The 12,398-nt window shown below is 50.8% G+C and carries 7 protein-coding genes; 3 read left to right on the top strand and 4 right to left on the bottom strand.

The window, feature by feature from the left end; all coding sequences use genetic code 11:
• Together H7F31_RS28245 and H7F31_RS28240 are read left to right on the top strand one after the other, a co-directional pair.
• The gene (locus H7F31_RS28245) at positions 1–786 is read left to right on the top strand and encodes a DUF4184 family protein (RefSeq protein WP_187101513.1); all 786 of its coding nucleotides are present in this window, start codon (positions 1–3) and stop codon (positions 784–786) included.
• A gap of 51 nt (positions 787–837) precedes the next feature.
• Positions 838–1,872, top strand: a complete 1,035-nt coding sequence (locus tag H7F31_RS28240) for an LLM class flavin-dependent oxidoreductase (RefSeq protein ID WP_187101512.1) — start codon at positions 838–840, stop codon at positions 1,870–1,872.
• 618 nt (positions 1,873–2,490) lie between these two features.
• On the opposite strand, the gene H7F31_RS28235 is transcribed toward H7F31_RS28240, so the two are convergent.
• The 4 genes from H7F31_RS28235 to H7F31_RS28220 form a co-directional block, all read right to left on the bottom strand.
• Complete coding sequence (locus tag H7F31_RS28235) at positions 2,491–2,967, bottom strand: hypothetical protein (protein WP_187101511.1); 477 nt, start codon at positions 2,965–2,967, stop codon at positions 2,491–2,493.
• A 584-nt stretch (positions 2,968–3,551) separates the two neighbouring features.
• Entirely contained in the window at positions 3,552–4,289 is a 738-nt protein-coding gene (locus tag H7F31_RS34370) for a hypothetical protein (RefSeq protein ID WP_261800162.1), read from the bottom strand.
• Between the two features lie 6 nt (positions 4,290–4,295).
• Complete coding sequence (locus H7F31_RS28225; protein ID WP_261800161.1) at positions 4,296–5,522, bottom strand: SPFH domain-containing protein; 1,227 nt, start codon at positions 5,520–5,522, stop codon at positions 4,296–4,298.
• 136 nt (positions 5,523–5,658) lie between these two features.
• Positions 5,659–6,291, bottom strand: coding sequence for a M15 family metallopeptidase (locus tag H7F31_RS28220; protein WP_397373235.1), 633 nt, complete (start codon positions 6,289–6,291; stop codon positions 5,659–5,661).
• A gap of 779 nt (positions 6,292–7,070) precedes the next feature.
• Here H7F31_RS28220 and H7F31_RS28215 point away from each other — a divergent pair.
• Positions 7,071–12,395: a DUF5011/hyalin repeat domain-containing protein gene (locus H7F31_RS28215; protein WP_187101509.1), complete on the top strand. Its 5,325-nt coding sequence runs from the start codon at positions 7,071–7,073 to the stop codon at positions 12,393–12,395.
• Positions 12,396–12,398: the final 3 nt, after the last annotated feature.

The raw sequence follows: 12,398 nt of genomic DNA, 5'->3' as shown, positions 1-12,398 counted from the left end.
ATGCCATTTACGTTCGCGCATCCGCTGTATGCGGCTCCGCTCAAGCTGGTAAAGCCCGGCTTGTTTAGTTTGACTGGACTCGTGCTGGGAAGCATGTCGCCCGATTTCGAATATTTTTGGGCATTCGAGCCAAGAGAGACGATCGGGCATTCGCTGGAAGGGCTCTATCTTTTTGCGCTGCCTGTCAGTTGTGGTTTGGCGCTACTTTTCCATTACCTGATCAAAGAGCCTCTGTCGACTTGTCTGCCAAGCCGATTCGGATTAGATAGCAGAGCGAGGAATTTGATTCGGGAGAGAGAATGGAGTCTAAGGAAGCTCGGGGATATCTTGAAGCTTCTCGTTTCCATTGCGATCGGCTTTTTTTCGCATGTGTTTGTGGATGCCTTTACGCACCAGTCCGGTTTTTTCGTATCCAGGTGGGGGGTGCTGAGGGAGGAGCTTCTCGGATTTCCTATTTATAAGCTATTGCAGCACGGAGGCTCGCTGCTTGGCCTTAGCGTTATTATCCTATTTATGATTGCAACATTAAAGAAAGCTTCTGCCGATGTTCCCTTCGAACCTTCCGTCTCGCGAGGCTTGAAAACGGGATACTGGTGCGTGGTCTTTGCGGTCGCTATTCTCGCCATAATTGTTAAATGGACTTATTTCGGCAGCGCGAATCAGCTAGGCATGTTCGTGGTTTCGTCCATCTCCGGCACTCTGCTGGGCATTATAGTCGCTTCGATCCTGTTCGCTCCCTGGATTCCGCCTGTAAGGAAAGTCGATAAGGAAAATTTGACTTCATAAACTGTATATAATAAAATTACAGTATTCTAAAGTCAGCAGGTGATAATGATAATGGCCAAAAAAGAACCTCAGTCGCAGCCTAACAAGCCGCACGCCTCCTATGGCATCCCGTTTTCCGTTCTGGACGTTGCACCGATCGTGCAAGGCGGGACGGTCGCGGAGTCGCTTCGCAACTCGCTAGATTTGGCGCAGCATGCCGAGAGCTGGGGCTACAATCGCTACTGGCTGGCGGAACATCATAACTCGCCAAGCATCGCAAGCTCCGCCACATCGGTCGTCATCGGCCATGTAGCGGGCGGCACTTCGCATATTCGCGTCGGCGCCGGCGGCATTATGCTGCCTAACCACGCACCGCTTGTCATTGCCGAGCAATTCGGAACGCTGGAGGCGCTGTTCCCGGGACGCATCGATCTCGGGCTGGGACGCGCTCCAGGCACGGATCAGCTAACGGCAACCGCTCTTCGGGGAGAGAGAGGGACCAATGGCGGCAACTTCCCGGATCAGCTGGAGCAGCTGCGAGCGTTTCTGGACCCGCAGAGCTTCGAGAAAGCGATGGCCGTTCGCGCCATTCCGGGCGAAGGCGCCGACATCCCGATTTGGCTGCTTGGCTCCAGCGATTTCAGCGCGCAGCTGGCGGGGCAATTGGGCCTTCCGTTTGCATTCGCAGGCCACTTCTCGCCAACGTATACCGTGCCGGCTATGAAGCTGTATCGCAGCTCCTTTAAGCCGTCAGCCGTGCTGGACGAGCCTTATGGGATGGTCGCGGTAAACGTCGTGGCAGCGGACACCGACGAGGAGGCCGCTTATCTGGCTACCTCCATGCAGCAGCTGTTTCTGGGCTTCGTCAGAGGGAGACCGGGACCGTTGCCGCCGCCGGTCAAAGATATGGAGTCGCTGTGGACGCAGCAGGAGAAATACATGCTGCAGCAGCAGTTGGGTTCCTCCATCGCGGGCAGTCCCGCGACGGTGAAGGAGAAGCTGTCCCAATACATCGAAGCGACAGGCGCAGACGAGATTATGATCGCCGCCCATATCTTCGATCACGCCGCGCGCGTTCGGTCGTACGAAATTATTGCGGGCTTATAAGAAGAAGGGGCTGTCCGAGAAGTGAACTTTTAAGGTAGCCCGTTGTCCTTATGGCTCGATTATACGGAGGCTTGTATACAAAATTCAACACAAGTGGCTTCACCGGGGTAAGTGTGTATGATAGGCCGGCTCCTGGCTGACCAAACGTGTATGAAAATTCATATACAATTCACCGAACAGGCCGGCTCCTGGCCAAACGTGTATGAAAAATCATACACAATTCACCAGATAGGCCAGCTTCTGGCCAAACATGTATGAAAATTCATATACAATTCACCAAATAGGCCGACACCTGGCCAAACGTGTATGAAAATTCATATACAATTCACCAAACAGGCCGGCACCTGGCAAAATGGCTATCCAAAAAATCAGTGAAAACGGAATGCTGGACACCCCGTATTGGTTGAGTGTTAAGTGGCAAACACCAACATCGCCACTTTCCTGAAAAAGCAGGCACACAAAAAGGTTGTGCGGAAAACCTTGCGTTTTCTCGCCCAACCTTTTTATTTTTGAGACTTATTGGAAAGCTCCTTTTTTAATAGTTTTCCCCATACTTGACCTATAATTCTCGAAATGAAACTTACTGCGCCACTAAAGGATGGCGACAGCCGTTTCACCTTAGGCTTTTAATATGGTGGAGCAATAATCGCAGGCTGCTTCTTGTCCGACGACCATATTTTTGGATGCGCCGCAGTTTCGGCATATGACCGTCTTAGGAGACGCAGTTACTTTCGGTACAACCAGCTTTGGTGCGGTTTGCGGAACGTTATGTTTGTTCTGCATGGTCTCCATAGCCGGTCGGCGTACAGCTTGCCTTGCCCTGTCGCCAAATGCCGCGTATTCCGACGCACCGTTTCGCAATTGCTGCTGACGGAAGTTTTCTTCTGCTGCCAGTTGCCCTTTACGGCGAAGCTTTCTCCCATACAGAATAAGAAGAAGGGAGGGAACACCGAAGAAAATAACCGTAAAAGTTAAATAATAGTTGACGTTTTGCGTCTCCTTTTCGGTAATAAGAACGCCGATGAATACAGGAAGAAAGATCAGAGCTCCTATAATAATGCCAATCGTTAACATAATCGTGCCCCATACGCGCATGATGTCCCTCCTCTCTCAGATAGCGCCATTTAGCTCAGGACAGTGCCGCAATAATCGCAAACGGCCTTTTCTCCGCCGGCCACATTTTTGGAGGCGCCGCAGTTTTTGCATACGGCCGTCTTTGGCTCGGGAGGAGGAGAAGGGGCTGCCGAAGTCTCCGAAGTCGACCTGGAAGATGCTTTTCGTTGTTGGTTCAATTCCTTGGCCCGCCTGTTTAAAGTGTCCAACCACTCATCCACTTGATCCGATGCGTTATTGCTATGTTCATAGCTCGAATAAGAGTCGGATGGAGGTGCCGGTGCCGGTCTTGCAGGCCGAGCAGCCGTCGGAGGCTCCGGAACGTAGGGACGAGGAGCTTCAACTGCTGGTTTCTTTCTTCGAAACAATCGGGCTCCGAAAAAAATAAGCAGAAAACAGGGGGTTCCTAAAAAAATCAATAAAATAATAGCTGCCGCAACTTTAGTAGCCATGTCGTCATTTTCAATAAAAATAAATATGAGCACGGGCAGAAACATCGTTACGGTCGCCAATACCCCAACGATAAACATAATAGCTCCGAGAACGCGCACGTCGTTTCTCCTTTCCTAACCTTTGCTTGCCGCTAGCTGCCGGTTTCTTTGTTTGATGTCATTGTTAAGACCGATGATGGCGCGGCGCAGCTCGGGAACGGAGGCGGCTTGCTCGGCGGCGCTCTGTCCGCTTCGGGATTCAAGCTTATCCGTTAGCAGACGCAAATCGATCTGAAGCGTATATTCGACGGTGGCAAGCTCGGACACGGTGGCAGGATCGCTGTAGCGGACGGAGTCGACCAGTTGGTCCATCTCCTTCGCCAGCATGCGCCGCTCTCCCTCGTTCCATAGCTGAAGCATATCCCTGGCTCGCTGAGCGTCGCTTAGCAGCTCATTCCAATCGGCGGTACGACGTTCGTCCCTGCGCTCGCCGCCGCTGATGTGCCTGTTCGACAAATACAGAATGCCTCCCGCTAGAGTCGCTCCGACGAGCAGCAGCGCCTGGATGCCCAAGTAGAGCACGGCCGGAAGAAAGATAAGAAAAGCCGCAATAATGGTACCCAGCCAATAAGCAGCAACTACATAGCCAAATGCCGCAAAGGCCGCGATAGAGGAGCGAAGCTCGCCTCGGAGAAGCCGAGAGACGTACAGCCATGCGGCTGTCTCTGCCAGCAGCAAAGCGAACAGCGCGGCCAGAGACCGCACATCTCCTGCTGGATGCGGGCTTGCGGTCCATACGATAAACAATGTAAGGGCGGCTATGGCAACGAAGATGATAAACGCCGCAATCGGCGCAAAGTTTCTGGACCTCATGTCGGCTTATCCTCCTTGCGCTTGCCCGGCGCCGCAATGATTGCAAAAGCGCGCGCTGCCGTCAATCGTCTCTTTGCAGCTCACGCAAGGTTTGGGCAGCGAAGTTCCGCACTCCCTGCAGTGGGAGCTGCCTTCCGGCGTATCGGCGCCGCAAGACGGGCAGGCGTGGTATCGGTCGCCGCAATGCGCGCAGAACTTCGCTCCCGCGACCAGAGGCTTGCCGCATTTGTCGCAATTGTGCGGAAGCACCGTGAGAGGGGGCGGCGCCGCAGGGGCTGTCAAACTTTTGCCGCAGCCGCTGCAGAACATCGCGCCTTGCATATTCATCGTGTGACAGTCCGAACAGGATATTCCGGGCGGCGCCACGTCCATGGCTCCTGCCATTTGCGTCATTTGGGGGGCAAATGCGTTGCCAAGCGAATCTCCTATTCTGGCGCTCATAAATAACGGCTGCATGCCGCCGGAGTTGTTCGCGGCTCCTTCCAATATGCTCAGAGAGCGGTCTTGCTGATAAGAATAGCCGACGACATCCATCTCCAAACGTTTGTTCAGCACCTTGCGCAGTTGAGAGATGGAAGGATCGTCCTCGGGCACGTTAATATTTTCAAAGTAAAAATTATGTACTTTAATGCCGAAATCCTGAAGCTCCACCGCAATTTCGCGCTCCACGTGCGTGGAAAGATCCCGTACGAACGCGTTGATCTCGAGCGTGCTGATTCCCTTCTGGATCAAATAACTCGTCAGAATCCCCGTAATGTTCATCATGACGACTCCGCGCAGATGGCGGCTCAACTCTTCCCTGTTAAATTCGCGCATCGTGCCCACCAGCTTGAGCAAAAATTTGCGACTGTCCTCGATGGTCAGTCCGAACTGGCCGAATGCGCGCACCGGAACAATAATATTGTATTTCGGATCTTTAATCTGCAGCGGCGTACTCGTTCCCCACTTAATATCGATCGAGCTGGCTTTGTTGACATACCAGACCTCGGCCGTAAAAGGAGATTTGCCGCCGAAAGGGAGATTAATGACATGATTAAGGATAGGAATGTTCGCCGTGCTAAGCGTATGCCGGCCAGGTCCGAAGCTGTCCAGCGCTTTGCCGCCTTTAAACAGGATGGCTTCCTGGGATTGATTAACGATTAATTGGGTCCATGTTCCCAACTCTTGATCCGGGAATTTCCAGGCATAAACATCGGAAGGACCATCATATTTGACAACATCGATTAATGCCATTACTGTCACCTCTTTAAATAGTTGGAGAATCGTCCCAACATAATCTCCTACTATAGTAATCGAAATCGAGGCTGAGGGCTATAACTTTGCTGAAAACCGGACTTTTTGAACTTGCACTTTAGGAGATTAATAAGCTTTACGGACGATACCCTCTCTGCAGCTCGCTGATCGAATAACCGAAATCCATCTGCAGGTGAGGATAGTCCTTGAAGCCCTTCCAGTCGCCGCCCCAGCTGAACCCCAGCCCCTTTGCTATGTTTACGACCTCAAGCCAGTCTGGTTCCCCATTTCTGTTGCCGTCATATTCCATATCCCAAATGACCTGTCCTTTCTTGGTCTTAAGGGCAAAATCGATCGCGAGTCCGTAGTTGTGAAAAGATTCTCCTCCCCGCGCATGCGTGACGATGGGACCTTTGGCCGTCCGTCCCTGCTCGAACAATGCATCCTGATCGACATGGCTGCGGAAGTCGTCGGTAATAAGAATTTCGATGCCGATTTTTGCGCTTTCTTCCACAAGCTCGTTGCTCTTGGCTAAAACGATGGGATGAAGACCCGTTACGGGCGGTGCGTCTTTTTGTATAAACGGCAGTATTCTGCCGAGTTCGTCTGTGCGGACTGCAAGCATGGAGGCAACAAACATCAATAGGAAGAGAAGAACCAGCCAATTGCGAATTCTCCTGCTTTTTCCTCTGGTGCTGCGACGATGCGGCGGCGGCCATGGGCCAGAAGGCTGGAGATGTTGCGTGGGCTGCGGTCTGTATTCGGGCATATCGTGAATCTCCTAACTGTTAGCTGTAATAGTGATTCTTTTACTATAAAGGTTTGGGGGTGGAGGATACAACTGAACGGAGGTAGGGGATTGCAAGCGGCAGCGGTAGAACGAAAAAAGATCCACGAGAAAAATCAACGAGGAAAAGGCAAGTTTATTCTATTTGTTAGAAAGCGAGAGTAAGAGTGAAGTTGGAAAAGCGAGGAGAAAACTAGACGTTGGAATGAATAGTTCAATAGTCAGGCGATGTCTTTGCGACGGGGTTTAACCTCTTCTTGCTCGTATTTGGAGCCCCTCATCATACGAAAGCTAAGTAATAAGCACATTATAAACAGTAGGCCGCCGAGTGCGTTCCATAAAATAAAAAGCATCTTGAATTCCACCTTTCAACACCAAAGCCTCGAGCCATTTCCCTACAATGTTGGCGTTATCGACATTTTTTGACGTTCTCTGCTTCTATCATACACGAGGCCGTTAAACATATTCTGAACACCACGATTGCACGAGTTCAGTATATCGTATTCAACAAACCAGCATCTATGGCTCCTTCTACCAGACAACTCTGATTATCAAATTCCTTACACACCATACCAGTTTGACAAAAACTTATTTAAAGTTTTGAAAAAAAATAGTCCAAAAGACCATGAGTATGCGTAAATTGGGTCTGAATGACCATCATTTGTTCAGTATGTGTTCAACGCGCACTGATATACTTTTAAAAAAATCGAATTTCGTCCGGATCTAGCAAATCCTGTCGAAATGGAAGAAGGAGAAATGGAATGTCGGCGTTGAGATTGATGCAGAAGAGCAGGAAAGGAATATCGATCCTGCTGGCGATTAGTCTGGTCTTGTCGTTGTGGCCTATCTCACAAGTGAGTGCTGCGGTAAAGGACAATATCCCGGATGTGGCTGTTTTGGTAGGTAATGCCTTGATAGGCAATCAGTCTGAAGACCCGGGCAACATGTTTTCCAACTTTGCAGCAAATACTCCGGGGTTTTCTTATAGAACTCACGTTGTAGAGACTGCCGGATTAAGCGGTGGCACCATTAGGATGCGCCAAGGTGGTTGGATTGAATTAGAAATAAATGTAAGACAGAATGAAACTCTCAGGCAACTTGCCGCCAGTGGCCACGCTGAAGTTGAGATGGGCTGGGCTAATTTGTTTTGGTCCGAAGAAGGCTTCCCAAATTATAACTACCAAGGGACCTACGCGCACATGATCGTCGAGAACAATGGCATCGAAGTGGAGAGGCTGGAAGAGGAAGCATGGCACGGCGGAGTAGGTTCTCGCAGCTTGACAGCCAACATAACGGCCGACTCGGTGATTAAGATCCGCGTAGCTGGCGTGCGAGACCACATTCAGGAAAAGCCAGTCGGAGTTGACAGAATGTATGTTCACTTTAAGGACGAAGTCGCTCCAGTTCTAACCGCCTATACGTTCGGTGGAAACGGATTGCAAAGAACCAATCCTAATACAGGTCAACAAGAACTATATGTCAAAGAAAATGAGTACATTAACTTGACTTATCAGTTTAGCGAGCCTGTTCGTCCTTACGGTATTGTACCAAAGACCGGCAATGTATTGCCTCCGGATACGGACGCTTTCCTGCGTCACGAATTATTCGTTAACGAAGACGGAACGGGGTTGCCTGCCCAGGGGCAACAGCAATATCTGATTAACCAACAGTATGACAGTACTGAAAACAGTTTGAAAAAATATTATAAATCGATTACATACAACTATACGGGGACTCGTTACCATACCAGCGGCAATTTGCCACTGGAGCCCGCGATTAGCGGTACAACCGATGCAAACAACGGAATGCCGCTTGGAGAAAAGCTGAAGGAAGCGGAATTCATTGATGCGGCAGGTAACGGTGCAATCATTAAATATGTGGATATTAGCCCGGATAGCGCTAGCGATCAACATCTTCGGGGGAAAAACTTAAACGACCCATTTAACTTTAACAGCAGCGGATTCCGCGTCATTGTTGATGCGGTTCGTCCGAAATACTCAAAAACGAGCAACGGAATTCAACCTGAGATACTGACCGGAGTGACAATCAACGACAATGATACGATCGACTTCGCAGTTCAATTCACGGAAGAGGTTACCGCTTGGCGCAACCATACCTCTTCATGGGACCCCGCAGGAATGTTCCTTCAATTTAATAACGGCATGAAAGCCTACTATAAGGAAAGTCCTGGAACAGGCGTGGGAACGAAAACCTGGTTGTTCAGCACGACGTTGACAGACGATATTAATCTCGAGACGCCGCTCCTCAAAGTCATTATGCTAGCGCATGACAACAAGCCTACGGATACGCTGGTCGTTCAGGATTATGCGGGCAACCTGCTGTTCCAACCGGCGAATTACAAAGGAAATCATGTCGACGGCGATACGTCTTATATGGACTCTACCATTGATTGGGCGAACTTGATGATCGATAACACGTCGCCAACGATCGGTTTCTTCTTCGAGGATGAGGGAGCGACGGCCGATACGTACCGGAAGAACGGCAAGGTGACGATCGCGGCAGACGATCCCGTTATCAAGGTGCCTCCTCTCGAGCCGACTATTCCGGGGATCGAGATGCCTACTGTGCTTCCGAGCCGCGGTATATACAGGCCGTCTAACATGACGGGGGAAGCAGCGCCGTCGGTTGGTTTGGTTTACTACGTGTGGAGCCAAAGCCAAGCCAATCCGTTCGGAGACAAGGGGATCGACGAGTATGCCGCGCTTAAGCGCTTCTCGCTTACGGGAAAACAGCCGCGCGAGGATCTGTATCCGAGCGAATATGCGGACTTGAATTTGGCGGTCGTCAACAACAAAACAAGCATGATTGCTCCGCCGTCGGAAGCATTGCTCCCCGAAAACAGCGGCGTCTGGTATATGCATGCATGGACAGCAGACATGACGTGGGATTCCGCAAGGGAGCTTGCGCAGTATGCAAAGATGAAAACCTATATCGCCGACCATCCTGATCAATATCAGGCCTGGAAGGACGAACGCGACGGTTCCGAAGCGGACAAAATTATATATGCGGATTCAAAGGCGCTCGCAGCGGTCGGCGATTACGCCGATCTGGATGTTTGGAGTTTGGACGATTTCAAGCAAGACGATTCCAACTGGCAATACGGCATGACGCCATTCTTGCTTGATAATCGCGTACCGGAAGTATCGTTTACGGATATTGCCGGCAATTCGACGGCGGAAGCCGTTATCACCGTTCGGCTTGAGGATCCTCATAGCGGACTTCGGGATGCAGCCTTCCAATTCGTCAAAACAGACGAGCAACCAAGCGACGCAAGCTGGCAGGCTTTAACGCCGAACGGCAGCGGTATCGCAACGATTTCAACGCTGAACCAAGTCTATGAGGACGGGAACTACACGCTATTCGTGAAATCATCCGACCAAGCGGGCAACGAAGTAACAGTGCCGCTGGATCAGTCGATTACGATTGATTCCACGTCCACGGTCCGATCCGCATTCTTGCCGGCTTCGGACCCAAATTACGTAAACACGCATCTAGTGGAATTTTATCTCAGCGGCATTGTTCCGGCTAACGTCAAGTATGCCGTTACTTCCAGCGTTGCCCGTCCGACCAACGATGGGGCTTACACGACGGTAGAACCAATCATCATCCGAGAAGCAGGCGATTCGGAATCCGTAACTGCGCCGGTAGCTGGCGGCGAGTACGGTTACGTCTTGCCGATCGATCCGGCTTTGAACGGCATGGTATACGTTCATGTCGTTGCCGACCCTGGCGACGGCAGCCGACTATATACGTTCGCCAAGGCTTATTACTTTGACAACCAGCCGCCAACGGTTGGATTTAGCCGCACGGCCGTGCCTTATCCGCAGCAGAAGCATGAAGTGACTGTTGCCGTGGCCGAGGAAGCGGGCCGTGCTGCAATCAACATTCGTAAATATCAATGGGTTAAAGAGGGAAGCGCCGATCCCGATGCACTCTCTGGCGCATGGCTGGACCTGCCAGCTTCGGGTCTAGTCGAGATTGATGCCGAAGGTCTTATCGCACCGGGCGAAACCGTGAATTTCCGCTTATTCGCATATGCCGCGGACGCGGCAGGAAATATGACGATTACCTCTACGGGACTATTCGCGTTAGCGATGGATAACTCCGAGATTCCGTCAGGTGGAAAGACTAATCTGATTCATCTCTACGGAGATTCGAACGATGGTTATACCGGCATCATAAAGCTAGATCTGGATTCGCCTGATAAACGCGGATATGAATACTCGATCTCTGCCGATGGTGGGACAATCTGGTCCAGATGGCAGCCTTATACGAATTTTGTATCGGTCGAGCTGCCAACCGACAATACGACACTTCTGAAAATTCAACTTAAATTCAGAAAGAATGGCGGTCCGAGCGGAGATCTACAAGACCTGATCATCGGGGAATTGCCTGACCGGGAGCCTGTTTACGCGCTTGCGAAGCTTGGCAACACCAAGCCGGTCAAATCCTCCACTGGAGTGGACATTCAAATTACGCCGCCGCTCGGCGTTCGAGTCAAGCCGGCAGCGGATAATCCGCCATCCGGAGTCGAACAGCGCGGCAATACTTTCAAGGTCAGGGCAAATGGCTATTATGCCTTCGATCTTACTGATCTTGGCGATACTTCACGGACTGACAAGCTCTACGTAGTCGTCGACAACATCGACGATACGCCTCCTGTGGGAAGCATCTATTACATGAGCGTGATGCCTACGAATGGCAATGCCGTTGTTAAGCTCGAAAGTAATGAAGCCGTGCGGGTTCTGAACAACAATGGACGCAATACCTACACGTTTACCGATAATGGTTCATTTACTTTCCGGTTTGCCGACGAAGCGGGCAACGAAGCGATGGCCGTAGCGACGGTATCGAATATCGACAAGACCGCTCCGAGCGTTCGGATTGTACGCACTTACGAAGGACAAGCAGGATCTAACGTCTCCTTCGGTACGATATTGGGGGAAAACGGAAATGTGCGCTTGGCTTCCGGAGTGATACTGACGGTGGAGAAAAGCGATCCGCAAGGAAAGGATTTTAACGTGGTCGGCGGTCAGTCCTCAATTGTAACGAACAAAAACGGCACTTACTCGTTTACGGTTAGCGATAGCTTCGGCAATACGACTATAGTGAGCGACACCATTAATTACGTTGTTGAATCCGCGCCGATTCCTGCTAGCGTAGAGACGACGTTCGTGGACGTGAATGGAGTTCCTTTGCCGGAGAGTATGATTAAAACGATCGGTGGCAAACGTTATGCGAAAGGCAAGGTCCAGTTGTCGATTAGCGGCGAGACCATGCCGGGTAATCTTGTATTCAGCGGAGTTAAGCCAGCATTGAACGAAGCTGGCGAATATACGAACTTGATTAGCGATAACGAAGGGAAGTATACGTTAACTCGCATAATCGAGGGCAATGGATCAATCGTAGTGCCATTGACGGATATTCTTGGACTGACAAACAAATTAGCAGTCAAGATTGAAGGATTGGATAATACGCCGCCGTCCATCACGTTGTCGCAGCCATTTGCCGGGGTCGTCAGAAACAAGGCGAACTTTGATGCGAAGGTTGATCTGGGCGGATACACGGTCAGCGACAATGTTTCCGAAGCTGCGAATGTGACTGTAACCGTCACAGAGCTGGATCTGAGCACCCTGGGACACAAAGAGATTACTTATACGGCTACCGACGAAGTAGGAAACTCCTCTTCCGTAACGCAAGAAGTGTATGTCGTCAACGGCGATGGACTTCTGATTTTTGCTAACGGCATGTTGATCTCATCGTCTCTAGGTCAGACAGCGTTGTTCGATTCCAACAAACTGACGTTCACGATTAGCGGATTCAACCGTATGAACGTAGGCGGAACCGATATGATCAACGAATGGGGCACGTTCGATGTTCTGTACCAATCCGGTCTGTACAGAGAAGGACAGTTGAAGACGGTAGCGACGAAGCTTACCTACGATGAGCTTGTTTCCAAAAGCTTCGCGGTGGAATTCCCGAAAGCGGGCTGGTATACGATTATCGTCCGCACGCAGGAGCGCGAACGCGAATTCGCGACGTTCTTCGTTAGCTCGGTCAAGTAAGAA

Source organism: Paenibacillus sp. PAMC21692 (genome assembly GCF_014303795.1).
Classification (GTDB): domain Bacteria; phylum Bacillota; class Bacilli; order Paenibacillales; family Paenibacillaceae; genus Pristimantibacillus; species Pristimantibacillus agaridevorans.
This window is presented reverse-complemented; position numbering and strand designations above follow the sequence as displayed.